We start from the raw sequence: 18141 nt of genomic DNA on the forward strand, positions 1-18141 counted from the left end.
CACATGGACAAGCCGCTGACCAACGATCCGATGGAAGCCACCTACATCGGCATCAACATGTGGAAGCAGGCCGTTGAGAAGGCCAAGTCCACCGATGTGGACAAGGTCATTGCCGCCATGGCCGGCCAGACCTTCAAGGCACCGTCGGGCATCGTTTCCAAGATGGACGAAAAGAACCACCACTTGCACAAGTCGGTGTTCATTGGCGAAATCAAGGCCGAGGGCCAGTTCAACGTGGTGTGGAAGACGCCTGGCCCGGTCAAGGCCAAGCCATGGAGCCCGTTCATCGAAGGCAACGACAAGAAGCCTGATGAGCCTGTGAAGAAGTAAGCGTTTCTCCTGGGTTTGAACTTTGGGGGAGGGCGCTGCCCTCCCCCTTTTTACTGGAATGTCGATGAATCGATTGGTCTCTTTGGGTTGGGTCGTTGGGCTGCTTTTCAGCCTTCATGCCCACGCGCTCATGCCCGCTCAAGCCCTGGCGTTGACGGTGGGCGACACCGACACACGCATCACCGCGCTGCAACAAGTGCTGGCGTCCCCTGATGAAAAAACAGCGGCATTTTTGCAAGCCATGGCAGATGACGCCGTCAAACTGCAAGGCAACCAAGTGCTGTTGGTGCGCGATGGCCAAGCCATTGACCCGGTAACGGGGGCCTCTACCGCGTTGAATGGGGACGCGCAAGATGTGATCAACAACAACCGCATGCGCGGTGAGATAGATTCCGCATTGGCTGCCTTGCAATTGCTCAGCCCCGATGCGGCCAAGCGTTTAGTTGCGGTGAATGCGTTGCTCAAAGAGCCAGACCCGACCAAGCTGGCCATGTTGGAAAAAGCTTTGGGCGCTGAAGCCGATGCCAAGGTCAAAACACAGATGCTGTTGGCCCGTGCCGCTGTGCTGCTCAACAGCGAGAAGGTGGCTGATCGCTTGGCATCGGCCAAGGCCTTGGCCGAGAGCCAAACCCCAGACACCCAGTTGCTGCTCAACCAGCGCTTGAGCCAAGAAGACGACAAGCAAGTGCGTACGCAATTGGAGTCGTCCTTGCGCACCATCCAATCGGCGTTGAATTGGGGCGAGAAGCTGGGGGCCTTGTTCACGGGCATCAGCCTGGGTTCTATTTTGTTGTTGGTGGCGCTTGGGCTGGCCATCACCTATGGCTTGATGGGCGTGATCAACATGGCCCACGGTGAGCTGATGATGATTGGGGCTTATGCCACTTACGTGGTGCAAGGCCTGTTTCGGCAGTACCTGCCGGGTGCGTTTGATGCGTATTTGTTGGTGGCCGTGCCGGCTTCTTTTTTGGCAGCCGCCTTGGTGGGCGCGCTGTTGGAGCGCGCCGTGTTGCGCCATTTGTACGGTCGCCCGTTGGAGACTTTGTTGGCCACCTGGGGCATCAGCTTGGTGTTGATGCAAGGGGTGCGCACGGTGTTTGGGGCGCAAAACGTGGGCGTGGAAAACCCGTCATGGATGAGTGGTGGGGTGCAACTGCTGGCCAATTTGTCATTGCCTTACAACCGCTTGGTCATCATTGCCTTCGCGTTGTGCGTGCTGGTGGGCATGACCTTGCTGATCAGCCAAACCCGATTGGGGCTGTTCGTGCGCGGTGTGACGCAAAACCGGCCCATGGCGTCTGCGTTGGGGGTGAACACGGCGCGCATCGACACGTACGCGTTTTCGCTGGGATGCGGCATTGCGGGTTTGGCGGGCTGTGCCTTGAGCCAAATTGGCAACGTGGGACCAGACCTGGGACAAAGCTACATCGTGGATGCGTTCATGGTGGTGGTGCTCGGCGGGGTAGGCCAACTGGCGGGTACGGTGTACGCCGCGATGGGCTTGGGGCTGATGAACAAATTGCTGGAAGGCTTGGCGGGTGCGGTGCTGGCCAAGATTGCGGTGCTGGTGTTCATCATCGTGTTCATCCAAAAACGTCCACAAGGCTTGTTTGCCATGAAGGGCCGCAGTGCGGAGGCTTGAGATGAACCACAACACGTCAATGAACACAACACCTGTCTCGCTGCCTGCTGCCCCTGCCATGCTGGGGCGTGCCGGGTGGGTCTTCTTTTTGGCTGCCGTGGTCACGCTGTGCGCCGTGGTGCCGTTGCTCAACCTGTGGGTGCCCGCTGACAGCGTGTTCCACATGAGCGATTACGCGGTGGCTTTGGTGGGCAAGATCATGTGCTACGCCATCTGCGCCTTGGCGATGGATTTGATCTGGGGTTACACCGGCATTTTGTCGCTGGGGCACGGCTTGTTCTTTGCCTTGGGCGGCTATGTGATGGGCATGTACCTGATGCGCCAAATTGGCACCGACGGCAACTACAAAAGCAACTTGCCCGACTTCATGGTGTTTCTGGACTGGAAAACCTTGCCTTGGCACTGGACCCTCAGCGACAGCTTCATCGCCACTTTGATTTTGATCGTGGCTGTGCCCGGTGTGCTGGCTTGGGTGTTTGGTTACTTTGCCTTTCGCTCGCGCATCAAAGGCGTGTATTTCTCCATCATCACGCAGGCGTTGACGTTTGCCGCGATGCTGCTGTTCTTTCGCAACGAAACCGGATTCGGTGGCAACAACGGCTTCACGGATTTCAAACGCATCCTGGACTTGCCCATTGCCACGCCCACGATGCGCATGACCTTGTTTGTGCTGACCTCCGTCTTGCTGCTGTCTTGCTTCTTGTTTGCCCGCTGGTTGGTGCAAAGCAAATTTGGCCGTGTGCTGCAAGCCATCCGCGATGCCGAGAGTCGGGTCATGTTCTCGGGCTATTCGCCCTTGCCTTACAAGCTGACCATTTGGGTCATCTCGGCCGTGATGTGTGGCATCGCAGGCGCTTTGTATGTGCCACAAGTGGGCATCATCAACCCGAGCGAGATGAGCCCTGCCAACTCCATTGAGATGGCCGTGTGGGCCGCAGTGGGTGGACGCGCCACCCTCATTGGCCCCATCGTAGGAGCCTTCTTGGTCAACGGTGCCAAGAGCTGGTTGACGGTGACGGCCCCCGAGTTTTGGTTGTACTTTTTGGGTGCGTTGTTCATTGGCGTCACGCTGTATTTGCCGCAGGGTGTGATGGGCTGGTTGAACAAGCGTGCAGGAGACAAAGCATGACTCCCGATCTGTTTGAACAAGGCTCTGAACGCTTGGCTGCCCACCAGGCGCGTGTGACGCCGGAGGTGAACTCTGGGGATCGCAGCGCGGGCTATGGCCGCGTGCATGAGCCCGGCTCATTGGATGTGACGCATGGCCGCATTCTGTATTTGGAAGATGTGAACGTGAGTTTCGATGGCTTCAAGGCCATCAACCATCTGTCGCTGGACATCGCACCGGGCGAGTTGCGCTGCATCATCGGCCCCAACGGGGCGGGCAAGACCACGATGATGGACATCATCACAGGCAAAACCAAGCCCGACTCGGGGCAGGTGTTTTTTGGCAGCACCATCGACTTGTTGCGTCACAACGAACCCGAAATTGCCCAGCTGGGCATTGGCCGCAAGTTTCAAAAGCCCACGGTGTTTGAACACCTGAGCGTGTTTGAAAACTTGGAGCTGGCCTTGAAGACGCACAAAGGTGTGGCGGCCTCCATGTTCTTCAAACTCAATGGCACGCAGCGTGACCGTTTGAGCGAGGTGCTGCACACCATCCACTTGGAAGACAGCGTGACGCGCCAAGCGGGCAACTTGAGCCACGGCCAAAAGCAATGGCTGGAGATTGGCATGTTGCTCATGCAAGACCCCAAGTTGCTGCTGCTAGATGAACCTGTGGCGGGCATGACCGACTTTGAAACCGAGCGAACGGCAGAGTTGTTTTTGACCCTCAAGGGCAAACATTCTTTGATGGTGGTGGAGCACGACATGAGTTTCATCAACACCATTTCTGACATCGTGACGGTGTTGTGCGACGGCTCGGTGCTGGCGCAGGGCACGCTCGATCAGGTACAAGCCGATGAGCGTGTGATTGAGGTTTATTTGGGCCGCTGAACAAAGCCGACGAACAGGGACGATGCATTCAATGACCAACACACACCCGCCACTGCTGCAAGTGGCCAACGTCAACCAGTACTACGGCGGCTCACACATCTTGCGTGATGTGAGTTTTGAAGCCAACCTGGGCCGCATCACCGTGCTGCTGGGCCGCAACGGGGTGGGTAAAACCACGCTGCTCAAGTCGCTCATGGGTGCTGTGCCCATTCGCAATGGCAGCATGGTGTTCAATGGCCAAGCGATTGAACGTGTGGCCCCGTACGAGCGCGCACGTGCGGGCATTGGCTATGTGCCGCAAGGGCGCGAAATTTTTGCGCGCTTGACGGTCGAAGACAACCTGCGCATGGGCTTGGCCACACGGCCCTCAGGAACCGACATCCCAGCAGAGTTGTTTGAGCTGTTTCCGGTGCTCCAACAAATGCTGCACCGCCGGGGGGGCGACTTGTCGGGCGGTCAGCAGCAACAGTTGGCGATTGCCCGAGCGCTGGCTTCTGGCCCCAAGCTGTTGGTGTTGGACGAACCGACGGAGGGCATCCAGCCCAGCATCATCAAAGACATTGGCCGCGTGATCCGCATGTTGGCCAGTCGTGGGGACATGGCCATCTTGCTGTGCGAGCAGTACTACGACTTTGCCGAAGAACTGGCCGATGACTACTTGGTGATGGAGCGCGGTGAGGTGATTGCCCGTGGCGCGGGACGAGACATGCAGGCCAACGGGGTGCGCCAGTTGGTGGCGATTTAAGCCACCTGTGCGCTGTCACATCAGGCGTTACATCGCCCAAATGCGTGGCGGTGTGTCACCCATCTGCCACAAGCTTTTGCGCCAAGCGGCCCACACAGCGCGTAGCAACTGCTGAGCCGGTTCGACCAAAGGTGAGAGGGTGCGCAACACCACCACGCGCGGGTGCGGTGAGGTGACACCTGCTTGCACACCGGGCACGGCGTCTCCCAATGCTTCGCGCGCCATACTCAGGGCCAATTCGCGGCGCTCACGGTTCAAATCGGTCCCACAGGCAAACACCAAGGTGGCCATGCAGCGCTGGCCTGCCAGCCCCAAGGGGCCGTTGAGCAAGCGCAGGTCTTGCGCGTCAATCAACCCACGCTCTAACCACACGCCTTGGATTTCCAGGTGCTGTTGCAGTTGTCCCTGCTCGAACGGCATGTTGGCGTTGGGCAAGCCCAGCGCGGTGATGTCCCAAGCCATCAGCTCGGCGCTGGGGGCCATATCAAACGTCGCTTGGTTGAGGCCGAAGCAGCCGTTGTAGGCGATGGTTTCCAGTGGCAGCCACTCGAGCCGCGTGTGTGGGCCCAACTGGGCGTGGACTTTTTGTGTGGCCAAGCCTTGTTCGCTGCGGTAAAAGCGCGTGGCCCCGGGGGTGGTGATGAGCCCATGGCTGTGGTCATCGAGCTGCACTTGGATGTCCAAGGTGTCACCACCGACCAAGCCGCCTGGGGGATGCACCAGCACGTTGTGGCACACGCCTTCACCTTCAGGGTAGAGACTTTGCAACACCCGCAATGGGCCCTGGTGCTGAAAGCGGACCACGGTGCGAGGTCCTGAGGTGGCATAAGCCAGAGAGAGTTTTGCGTGCCAACCGATCATGGGGTCAGGATACCCGTCGATTGGCTTTAATCGTGGGGGTCTTCGTGCTTTTTGTCTTTGCGTTGGAAGAAAATTTTGTAAAGCGCAAAGACAGCCAGAGCCACTGCTACGCCGCACAAGACCCACTCTGTCAGGGTCAGTTGATGGACGAACAGGTCGAGGTAGTCGTAGGTGGTCAACGGCGTGTAGACGTCGGGATTTTCTTGCTTGTACTTTTGGTAAGCGCCGTTGTCCATGTCGAGTTCCGTTTGAGTTTAGGGTTGCTTGCTGGCAGCGGCAATGTGCTTTTCTTCTTCCATCTGGTTGACGATGGATTGCACTTGGTCGTCCGACATGCCTAACTTGGCTTGCATGATCTTGAGTTTGGCTTGCTCTTCGTCAGTCACCACGCCATCGGCCAATGCAGAGCGAACTTCCATCTCATACAAGGCTTGGCGGCGTTCAACTTGCGCGGTGTAGGCGGTGGCCACCACACCCGTCAAGATTGCGGCCAAGGCGATGGACAAGATTTGCGTCAGGATCACCAACAACGAGCCCAAAAAGGTCACTGGGTCCACGTTGCCCCAACCCGAGACGATGGTGATGACAAACCAGTGCATGGCCGCTGGAATGGAGGGGAACACCTCGGGTTGCTCATGGCCTTCAATGATGTAGATCAGGGATGAAAACAGCAAACAACTGATGAACAACAAAAACACGGCCGATGAAAAAGAGTCTTTCTCGGCCTTGACGGCAGCCACCATATCCTCAAACGCACTGTTGTAGCGCGAGAGTTTGAAAATTCGCATCAAACGGAACATGCGCAACACGCGCAAGTCGGCGCCAGGAAAGAGCAGTTGCAAATAAAAAGGCACCGTACTCACGAAATCGATGATGCCGTAAAAACTAAATACATATTCTTTGCGGCCCTGCCAGGCCGTGCCGCCGCTGCGGATGTATTTTTCACTGTAAGACCAAACCCGCAGCACGAACTCCACCGAAAACACCGCCACGCTGAACACGTCAAAGGCATGGAATTCGTACTCGAAGGCTTCATGGATCTCAGGCACCGATTCCAAGATGATGCCAATCACGTTGGCCACCACCAGCAAGGCAATGAAAATTTCTACGAAGTGGCTGTAGGCGTCAGGCACTTCACCCTCCATGATTTCGAAGGTGCGACGTTTGATACGTTGGTAAGTCGAGAGGGTTGGAGCTGCTGTGTTCATGGTGGCGCTCATTCGGTGGCGGACGATTTGTTTTTGGCGCGAAGCACCATGGCTTCCACTTGCTCATCGGTGAGCCGATAGTGCGCTTGCAGGCGTTTCAAGGTGGCTTGCTCTTCATCGGACATATTGCCATCAGAGAACACTTCACGCAGTTGGGCTTCGAAGGCTGCTTTCTTGCGCGCCACTTGGTTGGAGAAAGCAGAGGCCACGATACCGGTCATGATGGCCGCCATACACACCCCAAGAAAGCCCGTGATGAGTGCAATGGCTTCTCCCGCCTTGGTTGAGGGCTCAACGTTGCCATAGCCAGAAGTGATGGTGACGATGGCCCAGTAAATCGAATGGGGAATCGTGCCAAAAAACTCCGGTTGATGATGTCCTTCGGCAAAGTGCATCAGCGAGGCAGAAACGATGGTGGCAATGGTCAGCAAAAACACGGCCGAGCCAAACGCTTGGCGTTCTGAGTACACCGCATGGAACAGGTCTTGCAAAGCGGTGTTGTATTTGGACAGTTTCAAGATTCGCAGCAGTCGCAGCACGCGCAAGATGCGCAAATCCAGTGCTGGGAAAAACATGTGCAGGTAATGCGGCATGGTGGCAAAGAAGTCGACCAAGCCAAAGGGGCTGAACATGTATTGGAAACGTCCCTTCCATGAGCCTCCGTGCGCACTGTCGTACTTTGCACCCAGTGACCAAACGCGTGCGATGTACTCGACCGTGAAAAACATGACGCTCCAGAACTCCAGTTCATGGAAGAACTCTTTGAACTCGGCGTGAATTTCTGGCACGGAGTCCAAGATGACGGCTGAGCAGTTGACCAACACCACCACGGTGATGGCCCACTCGACAAAGCGGCTGGCGGCGTGTTTGGGCGAGCCGTCCAATATTTCCATCAGGGTGTTCTTGAATCCTGTTGTCATTGCAAAGGTCTAACGAAATGAAGTGAATAAAGGTGACGTCACAACAAAACGGTCACACGCCTGTGTGACCGCTGGTTGGAAGAACGCTGATGCGTTTCAGTAAGGCCTGGGGTTAGTCTTTGCCCTGAATTTTGTGCCACAAAGCCAGTTCGTTGGATGACAATCCTGAACTTTTTTGTGCGGCAGCTTCAAATTGAGTTTCGTTGGTTTGCACGCCGAGTTGACGTATTTGTCCAAGCAAGACCTTGTAGTGCTCGACCGCCAAAGCTGGGTTTTCGGCGATCTTGTGAATCGGCAGAGGGTTGCGCTCTTCCAGCTCATGTTCTTTGATCACCACCTCAATCAAGGCATTCACTTCTGTGATGGTCAGGTGCAAGCGCTTGGCTTCTGAGCGAATGATTTCGGCTTCCTCATCACTGATGTGCCCATCTTTCAGGATGGCGAACAAGTTGGCTTTCAACTGGTCACGTTCTTTGACCAATTCGTCGCTGAAGGCCGATGCCAACAAGGCAGCAGGAATGGCAAAAATGCCAATGCCCATCAGTGCCAAGATACTGGTCATGGCGCGGCCCATCGGGGTGACCGGCGAAATATCGCCATAGCCCACAGAGGCCAAGGTGATCACCGCCCAGTAGATCGAGGTTGGGATGTTCTCGAACTTCTCAGGCTGCGCGTCGTATTCAAACAAGTAGCCCAAGCTGGCCGTCAAGACCAACAGCAGCATCATGATGAAGGTGGCCGCGCCCATGACGGGCCATTCGCGCACCACCACTTTGACCAACACTGCGGTGGCATCGCTGCCACGCGTGAGTTTGAGCAATCGAGCCAAGCGGAATACCCGCAAGAAGCGCAAATCGATCAAGTGGTGCAAGAAGACTTCCAAGAAGAAGGGCAGCACCGCCAAAAAGTCGATGAAGGTCGAGGGCGACTTGGCCTGCTTCAAGCGGCCCATGAATGCGCCTTTGTAGCCAGGTTCTTCGACGCAGGAGTAAAGGCGCATGCAGTACTCGACGGTGAAGATGGCCACGGCCACAGCGTCCAAGATCACGAATTGCAGGTGCAAGATGTAATGAATGCCCTTGACTGATTCCAGAATGACGGCCATCACAGACAGCAACACCCACACCGCAATGAACACCTCGAAGATGTGTTGCATGGTGCCACCATAGGCGCTGGGGAAGACCAGGGCGTGGACCTTTTGGCGGAAGGTGCGCTCTTTGTTGAGCTCTTTGAATTCAGCATAGGCTGGAATCAAGACGCGGAACAATTTCAAAATTCGCAGCAGTCGCAAGAACCGCAGCACACGCAAATCGATCGGGATGAAGGCCTTCAAATAGAAGGGCGCCACTGCCAAGAAGTCGATGATCGCAAATGGACTCGAGATAAAGCCCCAGCGCGCACTTTTGCGGTTTTTGAACTCTTCGTCTTCAGGTGCCAAGTACAAGCGCAAGGCGTATTCAATGGTGAACACGGCCACAGAGAAGATGTCGAAAAACTCAAACCAGCCGCGGTAGGGTTCGTACACAGCAGGCACGTGCTCGAACATCAGACTGAACAAGTTGCCAATGATCAGGTAGCTGATCCACTTGTCTAAATCTTTTTGGAAGTTGCCTGGAATGTTGGGGTCGAGCAGCCACGAATAAAGCCACTTGCGCATGGGCAAGTCACGGGAGATGTCTGCCTCTTGGTCTTGTCCAAGAATGGCGCTGACATCGAGGTCTTTCAGAAATTCATTGTGTTTGGTTTCCATGTCAGACCTCAAAATTCGAATTCAGCAACTTTGATCGCATAGCCACCTTTGTCACACACGGACAAACGCAGTTGCATCTTGTAGTCGATGGCGTCAGTTTCAACCAATTGAGTGGCCACAAAAGGTGTGGCCGAGCCGGGTGGCGTGGCCATCAAGTCTTCCAACAAAATGGCCCCCATCAAGGTGCGGTCAGAGGGAACGCAGGCCGCCACAAAATGAGGCGCTGCATCGAAGAATGGATTGATTTGGTCTTTCAACTCTGTCGCACTCAGGATGTGCTTCAGGCAAGCGCCCCACGTGCCTTCGGCATCTGTTTTGGCGTTGGCCACTGGCTTGACGCCACCTTTGCATGCGGGTGTATGTGTGTCCGCCTCAAAGCGGTTGGTGCCGACTTCGGTCAACCAGGCCACCCAAGCTTCGCCGTTGCTTTTGGAGGCTTCAGTCTTCAGGGCTTCTTTGTAGTTCACGACGCCAAGCATCGTGACGGCTATCACAACCAAGACCAAAAAGGCCATGAACAGTTTGTCATTGGAATTGGGGCCGAGTTGTTTGGCCTCGGACGTTGGGTCTGTGGAGGATGACATGGGGATCGCCGTTGAATTTGAAAAACCGGAACGTCTCAGTTGCAAAGACGCCGTGCGAAAGTGATTTTGATGATATTCGCAAAAACAACGAATTTATTGAATTGACGCTGCATATTCAAAGACGCGCCGGCTTCGATTGAATAGTAAAGAAGTAAAAAAACCGCTGGGTGGCCAGCGGTTTTTGGGGGTGGTGAGTTCTCAGTGGTTTTGTGAGCCTCTGTGTGCCCAGCCTGTGGTGTGCTTTTCAACGTAGCTAAAGAGCTCGTACATCACCATCGCCATCGCGCCCACCACCACCAAACCTGCAAAGGCCAAGCCCATTTGCATGGCAGACCCTGCGGAAATCAACAAGTAGCCAATGCCCTCGTTGGCGGCCGTCATCTCAGACACCGTGGTGCCCACAAAGGCCAAGGTGATGGCCACTTTGAGTGAGCCATAAAAGTAGGGCATGGAGCGTGGCAAACCCACTTTGACCAGCACGTCCCAACGCTTGGCACCTAGCACCCGCAACACGTCTTCGAGCTCAGGCTCTAGGGTGGCCAAGCCCGTGGCGATGTTGACCATGATGGGGAAAAAGCTGATCAAAAAGGCCGTCAAGATCGCGGGCCCGACACCAATGCCAAACCACACCACCAAAATTGGAACAAACGCCGCTTTGGGCAGCGCATTGAAACCCGTCATCAAGGGGTAGACCGCGGCATAGGCGATGCGTGAGCTGCCGATCACAAAGCCCAACAACACGCCTACCACGATGGCCATGCCAAAGCCCGCCATGGTGACCCAGTAGGTGCGCCAAGCATGGGCGGCGATGACGTCGCGAAACTCCACCATTTGCTCCCAAATTCGCAGTGGACTTGGAAAGACAAATTCAGAGACCGCAAACACTGAGCACAGTCCTTGCCACAACAGCAAGGTCAGGATGAGCAGCGCCCAAGGCGACCAACGTTCGATTTGTTTTTGATTCATGGTGCTCATTGAGAGATGACTGCGCCGGTTTTGCGAATCGCGCCAATGTGGCCGCGTAGCTCGTGCACGATGTCGGTGAATGCTGGTGTGTAAGTGACTTCCAAGTCACGGGGGCGCGGCAGGTCGATGTGGCGCTTGACCACAAAGCGGCCAGGGCTCTTGCTCATCACATACACCGTGTCGGCCAAGAACACCGATTCGCGCAAATCGTGGGTGACCAAGATCACATTGAATTTTTGCTCGGTCCATAAGTCACGCAAGATGCACCACAGTTCTTCGCGGGTGAAGGCGTCAAGTGCACCAAAGGGCTCATCGAGCAACAGCATCTTGGGTTCATGGATCAACGCCCGACAAATGCTGGCGCGTTGCTGCATGCCCCCAGAGAGTTGCCACGGATACTGGTGCTCATAACCACCCAAGCCCACCGTCTGCAAAAGCTTGATGGCGCGGGCTTCGTACTCTGCTTTTTTGGCTTTGAAGTTGGATCGGTAGGGCTCCACAATCTCAAGCGGCAGCAACACATTGTCTAAGGTGGTGCGCCAAGGCAGCAGGGATGACGCTTGAAACGCCATGCCGCTGATTTTGAGTGGTCCCGTGACCGGTTGACCGTCCACATGGATGCTGCCACGGCTGGGCTTGCGCAAACCCGTGGTGAGCTTCATGAACGTCGATTTGCCACAGCCTGAGGGCCCCACGATGGCAATGAACTCGCCTTGTTTGACTTGCAGGTTGATGTCTTCCACCGCAAAGTGGTTTTGTGCCAGCAACTCGTCGTTGTAGGCCAGCCAGACGTTTTGAAAGTCGACGAAGTTGTCAGCAGTTGAAGTCATCGTGTCCGTGCCGCTTATTTTTTGGGCTTGGGCAACACGTCGAGTTCTTTGGCGGTGGGCAAGAAGCTGCCGTTCCATATGATGTCGGCGTTGACACGGGTTTTGGTGTTGAAGGCATCAGACACTTGCGAAGCCATCAACGACAAGCGTGGCGCTTTGATTTGACCAAAGCCTTCGGCGCGCGCGTCTGGGCTGTTGATGACGGTGTCAATGGCGAGCTGCAAACGGCGTGTTTCAAGTTCGGTGTTGATGATGCCGTCGCGCGCTTTGACAGTCTCGATGGCGGCCTTGGGGTCCGCAATCACGTCTTTCATGCCTTTGGCGAAAGCGCTCAAGAATGCTTTGATCGCCGCTGGGTTTTCTTTGATCAGCTTGGGGCTCACGATGATGGCGTTGCCATACAACTTGACGCCGTAGTCTGGGTATTGCAACACCACCACATCGTCGGCTTTCACGCCACGTGCTTCGATGTTGAGCAGTGAGGTGAAGGTAAAGCCTGTGATGGCGTCCACGTCACCGCGAACCAACATGGTTTCGCGCAAAGGTGGGTCCATGGCGGTCCACGCCACATTGCCCACGTTGTTGGCCTTTGCAAAGATGGGGAACGCACGACGGCCAGCGTCAAACACGGGGGCGCCTAATTTCTTGCCATTCAAATCCGCTGGGGTTTTGATGCCAGATTTTTTCAGTGCCATCACCGAAGCGGGCGTGTTGTTGTAGACCATCATGACGGCCACAGGCTTGTTGGGCGCGTCGGGGTTGTTGGCGTTGAACTCCATCAAGGCGGCCAAGTCGGCAAAGCCCATGTCGTAGGTGCCAGACGCCACGCGGGTCACAGCCCCCCCGGAGCCGTTGCCAGCGTCCACTGTCACGTCGAGCTTGGCGTCTTTGAAATAGCCTTTGGCCACAGGGACCAAAAACAGCGCAGCAGGGCCCTCAAAACGCCAGTCCAGTTGGAACTTGATGGGCGTGGTCTGGGCTTGCGCCATACCGAAACTGGCAGCCAAGGCCAGGCTCAGGCTGGTTTTCAAAAAAGCGCGTTTGATCATGTGGGTGCTCCTGCTGGGCAAAAAGATAAACAAAGGTGTATGTCTTGGTCTTGCAATAAGGGTGCCAATCGCAGAACCCAAGACAGTCGATTCAGGGGCAAATTGTGCGCGAATTTGGGGCTTTATTCGCCATAGCTCGCGTTGCTTACGGGTCAACCCTTGGTTTTGTGCACTGAACAAGTGCTTGCCTCCTTGTCATTGAGTGCGGATGTGGAAGGTTTGCCTTTGAAGACATCACATCGCATGGATTTACAAAAAAATTAAACTTTAAGTACTTAAAAAATAACAAAAACAACAAAAATAGTATTATTATTTGTCACAGGAACTTTAGAAATGTAATCAAAAAGGAAACATGTGGCACGCTTCTTACTGCAATCAACTCCTGTGAAGTCTGGTGTTGTGGCTGGCGACAACCTCCCGCCAAGTCAAGTTGTCGCAGAACTTGAAACGGCTGCTGCCGGCGCGCGCCCCACGTCCATCGCCACGCAACCTAATTGGGTTGATAGGTTGGTTCATCCCTCGACAGGTGCCGTGGTCAAAGAACAAAAGTTCTACCGAAAAGGACGTCACCTGCTTGCCGACCTAGAAGGCGCAGCGGTTCTAGGGCTGACAGACTTCTTCCCCGTACACATACCCATCGTCACAAACAGCAACGATCCAGCCCACCCAGAGGAACCGCTTCCTTCAACGGTTGAAGCCGCAGGGGCCGCCATCCCCTCAAGTTACTTGATTGACACCCGTGCCAACGATGCGCTCACGCTGGCCGCCTTTGATTACTCGACCTACGGCATCCTGCACGGCGAGCTGACCCACATCAGCTCCGATACCTTGCAAGAGCAAGGTCCCAATGGCCAGACCAGCGTCTTCTACTTTGTCCAGGGTCGTGTTCTTGCATCGGCCGTTCGGCCTGGAAAGGCCCGCGTTTTTCTCAAGCCAAGCATGACCGCCTCGCTGGACATCCGCACCAAGATTCGCCCAGTCCTGGCGTATTTTCTCAAACCCATTTCCAAGGCCTTTGATGGCGCCTTGATGGAGCCTCAAACCATGTCCTTTAACAAAACGCCCCATACGGCGACATCCCTAGGTTACCTATTATGAAAATTGCCAAAGGTTCGGTTTCGGTTTGGCCCGGCTATGTCGCCGCCATCAGTTGCTTGGTACTCAGCTTGCTGTTACTCGCGTCAATCATTGTGTCTTTGATCACTCAGCTGGGCACGATCGCAGCAGCCTATAACGACAAACTGGTGGCCGAAGCACTCAAGCAGTACAGCTCCTCGGCGGAATTAAACGTGGCTGTGGAGTCCGTTGCGCAAACACGTGCATTTGTGCCCGCTCCGACTGCCGTTAGGCTCCCCACACCGGGCTCATTGCCTCAGCTGGACTTGCCGCAGACACCTGTGCCCCAGGATCAGTTACGCCTGGTCTTCGGTAACACACTCGCGGCCATACCGCCTTCGCAAGAGAACATGCTCGTCAAGGCCATTGCAAAAATGGAAGCGCCTGCGGGCGTTCCCTGGCGTATCTGGGCTGCCGCACTTGAATCAGACGAGATGAATAAACGCACCACATTCGGGATCATGGTCTCCGTGCGCAGTCTGATGGCTCGCTTGGGTGTGCCAGAGTCGTCCATTGAGTTGCGAATACTTCCCGTGCGAACTTTGCCCCCAGGCGCAGCACCCGGGGAAGTGGTCATCTACATCGCCGCACTTGTCCCTCCAGTCAATGCTGGGCCCAACTCATGAGCTCACCGGTCGAACCCCCAAACTACTGGCCTGGCTTCGTGGACGCCTTGGTCACCGTACTGCTCAATTTACTCTTCTTGGTCGGCATCTTTGCCGTTGGCTTGGTCAGCCTAAATATGGAAGTCATGTCAGTCCAGAAAAAACTTGCCGAACTGGAAGCTCAGGCCTTGAGCGCGCAAAAAAACGGCATGGTCTTGGTGACCAAAGGCACCACTATTCGCCAAACCGCACCACAACCAACCCAAGTGTCTGTCGAGGTCGGACCTCGCATTCAGGAGCTGCGGATTCAGACTACCTTGGGCGAATCTGTGCAAACGAGCATGACCTCGACAATGCGAACACCTGCCGCCGTCCAGGCCCATGTTGAGCAACTCACCGGTGGCCAATTCCTCGCCCGTCTGGATTTCGAGCCTCAGAACTTCGTCTGGCCGCCAGAGCGGGCCTTGCCTGCATTGGACCCCTCAGCCCTCTCGCGCGGCTGGGTCTTTGTGGCCCTCACCGACAAAAACAATCCGCGCCTTTTACGTGAAGCGTTTAAACGCTTGGGCTCGGTACGCGCCGAATATTTGCGCATGGGCACAGCGCCCGAGAAATTGCAGATCCAAATTGAAGCGCTCCCCGCAGACCTTGGAGCTCCCACAGGTGTAGAGAACACCGTCTGGGTTCTGGGGCGACCACCTTAAACCCGCACCCCTGCCACGAGCTCAACCCCTTGCCCTAGCCATTTTCATTACTTTTTTTTTAAGACCATGAAAAAACAATTCCCCCCAAAACCATCGCCCGCTGATGTCTCGCGAGGCTTAACCGTGATAGCCGATTGGTTGGTCATCTTGTTGCCCGCCGCCGTGGTCATACTGGCTGGGCTGACACAGTTCAGGGCAGCTGTGACGTCTTCCATCACATCCACGCCCCACCCGGAGCTCGTCTACGCCATCCTGCTGGCCTTTTCTGTCGGGTTGATTCTGACTTGCATGGCTTTGTGGCGTTACACCCGGGAAGGCAATTTACTGCTGCGCTGGAAGCAAACCGCTGAAGAAGGCCGCGAGGCGCTACTCTTGGCTGAAGGCCCGCGTTCTTGCATGCGGCCCATCTACGACATTCTCGGCGGGCAACACCAGCCCAGTACTGCTGAGCGGCAAACCGCGCTGCAGAAAGAAACCAGTGCCGTGGGCACCTACCTCGAAAATCGGCTCTTGCTGCCCAACTATTTGGCAGGAGCCTTGGTCGGCCTGGGTCTCGTGGGCACATTCATCGGCCTGCTGGGCACCCTCGAAGACTTGGGCAAGCTGTTCGCCGCGCTCATGAACACGGGCAACGCCAACATGAGCCCAACCGAGGTTTTCGGCGACATGGTGCGCCGCCTTCAAGAGCCCATGCGCAGCATGGGCACAGCCTTTGTTGCCTCCTTGTACGGTCTGCTCGGCTCCCTCATCCTTGGACTGAACACCCTGAGTGCCAACAAAATCGGGCAGCGCCTCATTGAGGAAATCAACCAGGCTGTGCGAGAAGAAGAAAGCAAACGGATACCCGCGCTGCTCGAAAACCATACCGCCGGCAACGACGACGAGGTCCTTGCCGCTTACCGCACCAGCAACGATCAATGGCGTGCGCTGCTCAAGGAGGCTCACCTGAGCAACACCGCCAGTCTCGCTGAGTCTGCCCTGCTGCGCCGCGAGGTGCAGTCACTGGCCGCCTCGTGCCTGGAGCTGTCGAAAGCTGTGTACGCAAATATCGAGGCCGAAAAAGAAAACCGCCTGAGCCTGCCTCGCACGCGCTACTGGCAAGACGCCTGGACCAAGGTGCAGGCCTACCTCCAACGCTCCAATACCGATCAAGCCCTGCTGGAGTTCAGCCGCCAGGCCAGCAAACAAGCGCAAGACGTGCAGGCTATGCGGGACTCTATTCAACGCATTGAGTCCTGGCTGGGTGCCAATTTCAACCAGCAGTTCAAACTTACCTTGTCTGTTAAGCCAGACGGGGACGCACGGTAAAGAGGTTTCTCATGGCAACACAGATCATCACATCAGCCCCCTTGCCGAACAGCAATGCCATATCCCCCCCGGGAGACGTAGCTAAGCCAGTGCGCAGCAACATGGCGCGTCCTAAAACTGTTCGGGTCAATGTTGCCAAGGGCGATGTAGTCAAGGTCGAAGTGATCGACACTGATTTTCTTTTGATCCTTAAGGACGGGGCCAAACTGCTCATCAAGGACGGGGCACTGAACGCTGCTGCTGAGCCCAACTACAAGCTGGTATTCATCGATGGCGAGGCCTCTGGACAGTATTTCCTCAGCCAATCCCAAGTCCTCAGCGGGCCTCCATCAGATGCCAGCGCTTGGGGCGACACATTATCCCCGGCGACCGAGGCTCAGGCGCCTGCGCTTGAGTCTGCACCCGCGTCTGCACCCGCGTCTGCGCCTGCGGTAGCGCACCAGCCTCCCCCAGAGCCTGCGCCTGCGGTAGCGCAACAGCCTCCCCCAGAGCCCAAGCCATTTTTCTCCCTGGGCACACTGGGCTCGATTGCCGCTGGCCTGGCTGCTGTGGCTGCTGTGGCCGGTTCGAAAAACGACCCCGCGGCGGCGGGCGATACGACTGAGACGGGCAACACTGTGGTTAGCCTGTTGATCGTCGCGGGCCCAGTGATCAACAAGATGCTAGTCACCGTCTATGACGCAGAGGGCAACCTCCTGGCATTCGGGCCCACCAATTCAAACGGGGTTACCACGCTCACCTGGACCAGCGGTAGCCCCGCCGAAGGAGTGTTTCTGTTCGTCGCAGAGAGTGTGGACAATAAACCCGATTACGTGGACGAAGCAACAGGGGAGCAACGCAACCTCACCGAAAGTTTGCGCGCGCTCGTGGTTTTCACAACCGGCAGCGACAAAAGCTTCAGCATTACGCCTTTGACAGAGTTGGCGGTTCAAAAAGCCGGTCTCGCGCAAGGGGAAACAAACGCGTCAAGCATCACGCTGGACGCTGGTTTGACGCTGCTGGACGTTGCTAAGGCCAGCAACGACAAGGTTGCCAATCTTTTCGGTATCACCGACATCACGGGCAGCGTGACCCCGGTCATTTCTCAGGCGGGGACCGTTAACAGCGCTTACAACCAAAACGACGGTATTTCAGACTCGGAGAAATACGGACAAGTGCTGGCCAAGCTCTCTGGCAACGATCAGGTGTCTGGCAGTATGTCCGAGACCTTGGGGGCCTACTTATCGTTGCTCAATAACGAAGAGCTCGACACCCCAGCGCTCCAAGAAGCCGTGACGCTCGAGCTCCAGCAAGGCGCGACCACGTTTGAAAACTCAGGCCTGGAAATTACCAACGTCATCAAGCTCTCGACTTCCGAGAGCCGCACTCTGTCAGCGCCATCGACATTGAGTCTAGCGGCCGCCGCGGCCTACAACAGTGAGGGCAGCAACCCCTTGGCAGACGGCCTCGTCAATGCCAAAGATATCGCCCTCAATACTGAATTCACATGCGCCGTTGCCCTTCCCGGCGCAGCGAGAGTCGGTGA

The 18141-nt window shown here is 56.1% G+C and carries 18 protein-coding genes and 1 pseudogene; 10 read left to right on the forward strand and 9 right to left on the reverse strand.

Features of this window, described 5'->3' with window-relative positions:
- The 5 genes from ACKWJN_RS17570 to urtE all read left to right on the forward strand — a co-directional run.
- Window positions 1-330: transporter substrate-binding protein (locus tag ACKWJN_RS17570; RefSeq protein ID WP_408599068.1), on the forward strand; the 330-nt coding region annotated here is incomplete at its 5' end.
- Window positions 331-388: 58 nt separating this feature from the next.
- Window positions 389-1972 (forward strand): urea ABC transporter permease subunit UrtB, encoded by a 1584-nt coding sequence (gene urtB / locus ACKWJN_RS17575; RefSeq protein ID WP_408599070.1) that lies wholly within the window; start codon window positions 389-391, stop codon window positions 1970-1972.
- Window positions 1973-1991: 19 nt separating this feature from the next.
- Window positions 1992-3101 carry an urea ABC transporter permease subunit UrtC gene (gene urtC, locus ACKWJN_RS17580; protein ID WP_408599071.1) on the forward strand — a complete coding sequence of 370 codons (1110 nt, stop codon included), beginning with the start codon at window positions 1992-1994 and terminating at the stop codon, window positions 3099-3101.
- The gene (gene urtD / locus ACKWJN_RS17585) at window positions 3098-3970 is read left to right on the forward strand and encodes an urea ABC transporter ATP-binding protein UrtD (protein WP_108302413.1); all 873 of its coding nucleotides are present in this window, start codon (window positions 3098-3100) and stop codon (window positions 3968-3970) included. The genes urtC and urtD overlap by 4 nt, the downstream gene beginning before the upstream one ends.
- Window positions 3971-4022: 52 nt before the next feature.
- Window positions 4023-4715, forward strand: a complete 693-nt coding sequence (gene urtE, locus ACKWJN_RS17590) for an urea ABC transporter ATP-binding subunit UrtE (RefSeq protein ID WP_408599090.1) — start codon at window positions 4023-4025, stop codon at window positions 4713-4715.
- A 27-nt stretch (window positions 4716-4742) separates the two neighbouring features.
- Here urtE and ACKWJN_RS17595 read toward each other — a convergent pair whose 3' ends face one another.
- The 9 genes from ACKWJN_RS17595 to ACKWJN_RS17635 form a co-directional block, all read right to left on the reverse strand.
- Entirely contained in the window at window positions 4743-5573 is an 831-nt protein-coding gene (locus ACKWJN_RS17595; RefSeq protein WP_408599092.1) for an urease accessory protein UreD, read from the reverse strand.
- 29 nt (window positions 5574-5602) lie between these two features.
- Window positions 5603-5812: a hypothetical protein gene (locus ACKWJN_RS17600; RefSeq protein ID WP_408599073.1), complete on the reverse strand. Its 210-nt coding sequence runs from the start codon at window positions 5810-5812 to the stop codon at window positions 5603-5605.
- A gap of 18 nt (window positions 5813-5830) precedes the next feature.
- Window positions 5831-6784 (reverse strand): ion transporter, encoded by a 954-nt coding sequence (locus tag ACKWJN_RS17605; RefSeq protein ID WP_408599074.1) that lies wholly within the window; start codon window positions 6782-6784, stop codon window positions 5831-5833.
- Window positions 6785-6792: 8 nt separating this feature from the next.
- Window positions 6793-7704, reverse strand: a complete 912-nt coding sequence (locus ACKWJN_RS17610; protein WP_408599076.1) for an ion transporter — start codon at window positions 7702-7704, stop codon at window positions 6793-6795.
- A gap of 112 nt (window positions 7705-7816) precedes the next feature.
- Window positions 7817-9454: an ion transporter gene (locus ACKWJN_RS17615; RefSeq protein WP_408599078.1), complete on the reverse strand. Its 1638-nt coding sequence runs from the start codon at window positions 9452-9454 to the stop codon at window positions 7817-7819.
- An 8-nt stretch (window positions 9455-9462) separates the two neighbouring features.
- Window positions 9463-10038 carry a hypothetical protein gene (locus ACKWJN_RS17620; protein ID WP_408599079.1) on the reverse strand — a complete coding sequence of 192 codons (576 nt, stop codon included), beginning with the start codon at window positions 10036-10038 and terminating at the stop codon, window positions 9463-9465.
- 198 nt (window positions 10039-10236) lie between these two features.
- A complete protein-coding gene (locus ACKWJN_RS17625) occupies window positions 10237-11004 on the reverse strand; it encodes an ABC transporter permease (RefSeq protein WP_408599081.1) in 768 nt (255 codons plus the stop codon).
- Between the two features lie 5 nt (window positions 11005-11009).
- On the reverse strand, window positions 11010-11834 hold the full coding sequence (locus tag ACKWJN_RS17630; RefSeq protein ID WP_408599083.1) for an ABC transporter ATP-binding protein: 825 nt from the start codon (window positions 11832-11834) through the stop codon (window positions 11010-11012).
- Window positions 11835-11848: 14 nt separating this feature from the next.
- Window positions 11849-12883 (reverse strand): ABC transporter substrate-binding protein, encoded by a 1035-nt coding sequence (locus ACKWJN_RS17635; protein ID WP_408599084.1) that lies wholly within the window; start codon window positions 12881-12883, stop codon window positions 11849-11851.
- Window positions 12884-13267: 384 nt separating this feature from the next.
- Between ACKWJN_RS17635 and ACKWJN_RS17640 the strand changes: the two genes are divergently transcribed.
- The 5 genes and pseudogenes from ACKWJN_RS17640 to ACKWJN_RS17660 form a co-directional block, all read left to right on the forward strand.
- Window positions 13268-13981, forward strand: coding sequence for a hypothetical protein (locus ACKWJN_RS17640; protein WP_408599086.1), 714 nt, complete (start codon window positions 13268-13270; stop codon window positions 13979-13981).
- Window positions 13978-14625, forward strand: coding sequence for a hypothetical protein (locus ACKWJN_RS17645; RefSeq protein WP_408599088.1), 648 nt, complete (start codon window positions 13978-13980; stop codon window positions 14623-14625). Before ACKWJN_RS17640 ends, ACKWJN_RS17645 begins: the two co-directional genes overlap by 4 nt.
- Window positions 14626-14672: 47 nt before the next feature.
- Complete coding sequence (locus ACKWJN_RS17650; RefSeq protein ID WP_408599089.1) at window positions 14673-15308, forward strand: hypothetical protein; 636 nt, start codon at window positions 14673-14675, stop codon at window positions 15306-15308.
- 138 nt (window positions 15309-15446) lie between these two features.
- Window positions 15447-16616, forward strand: coding sequence for a hypothetical protein (locus ACKWJN_RS17655; protein ID WP_408599094.1), 1170 nt, complete (start codon window positions 15447-15449; stop codon window positions 16614-16616).
- A gap of 11 nt (window positions 16617-16627) precedes the next feature.
- Window positions 16628-18141: pseudogene (locus ACKWJN_RS17660) on the forward strand (hypothetical protein); the annotation flags it as partial.

The sequence above is a fragment of the Limnohabitans sp. genome (genome assembly GCF_046052825.1).
Classification (GTDB): Bacteria; Pseudomonadota; Gammaproteobacteria; order Burkholderiales; family Burkholderiaceae_C; genus Limnohabitans.